General features: G+C 62.9%; 1 protein-coding gene. It reads right to left on the minus strand.

What is annotated here, in order from left to right:
• Nucleotides 1-23 precede the first annotated feature (23 nt).
• A complete protein-coding gene (locus tag P0D62_RS18960; RefSeq protein WP_275704085.1) occupies nucleotides 24-950 on the minus strand; it encodes an IS982 family transposase in 927 nt (308 codons plus the stop codon).
• Nucleotides 951-1063 lie beyond the last annotated feature (113 nt).

Genomic DNA, 1063 nt, shown 5'->3' on the forward strand with positions numbered 1-1063 from the left:
CTAGACGAGTGAGTCCAAGGGGTTCAGTGGTCGTAGGCGATGAGTGAACGACGGATGGCGGCGCCGATGTGGTCGTTGTGCCAAATCGCGGTGGTCAGTGCAAGGATCTTGGCGGCGATCCGGGCGCAGACACCGGTGATCGTGCGGCCACCATGGTGTTCCAGGTTCAGCTGGCCTTTCAGGGTGTCGTTGACGGACTCGATGACCTGACGCAACGGTTTGAAGAACCTCTCTCCCGGGCGAGGTGGTTCGCCCTTACGCGTTGGGCGCAGCAACTCGATCCCGGAAGCAGCGATCTCGGTTTCGAAGGTCTTGCCGTAGTAGTTCTTGTCCCCGATCACGATCTGCCGGCGCTGTCGATCGTGCTGAAGACCCTCCAGGGGTGGGATAGAGGCGAGCAGATCGGCCAGCACTTCTCGTTCGTCGGCTTTCGCGCCGGTCAGAGCCCACCCGACCGGCAGGCCGTGGAGGGTGCAGACCAGATGCAGCCTGAGTCCCCAGAAGTAGCGGGAGTGCGAGGCACAGTAGCCGTACTCGGCCCACCCGGCCAGGTCGGAGCGTTGCACGGTCTCTCTGGAGCGTGCGCACTCCACCGGGGTGGAATCCACGATCCACACATCATCGGTGATGATGCTGGTATCGGCTGCGAGGACGCTGATCAGCCAGGCCATCGTGTCAGCCAGTTTCCGTAGCCGTTTCCCGTAGCCAGACTGTCCAGGCAGGGCGGGGAACATGCCGAGGAAGTGGGTTCGGGCGTAGCGGATCCAATGGCGCTCGCTGGTGTAGCCGAGCAAGGAGCCCATCACTGCCAGGGTGATGATCTCGGCGTCGGTGATCCGGGGCTGGAGCCCGATCCGGGGGCGTGGTGGCCTGCGTTCGGGATGGGCTTTCAGTAGGTCATCGCAGGTGACATAGAGTGCGGTAGCGAGGGTGTCCAGATCGGTGACCATGACAGGGCCCTTCCGGCTCGGTGTTGGTGTTAGCAACACCGACTCTGGACGCCCTCCCTCACACTCACGGCAACACCACGCCGAGCCACGACCCCTTGGACTCAATCATCTAG

The sequence above is a fragment of the Tessaracoccus caeni genome (genome assembly GCF_029211185.1).
Lineage (GTDB): Bacteria > Actinomycetota > Actinomycetes > Propionibacteriales > Propionibacteriaceae > Arachnia > Arachnia caeni.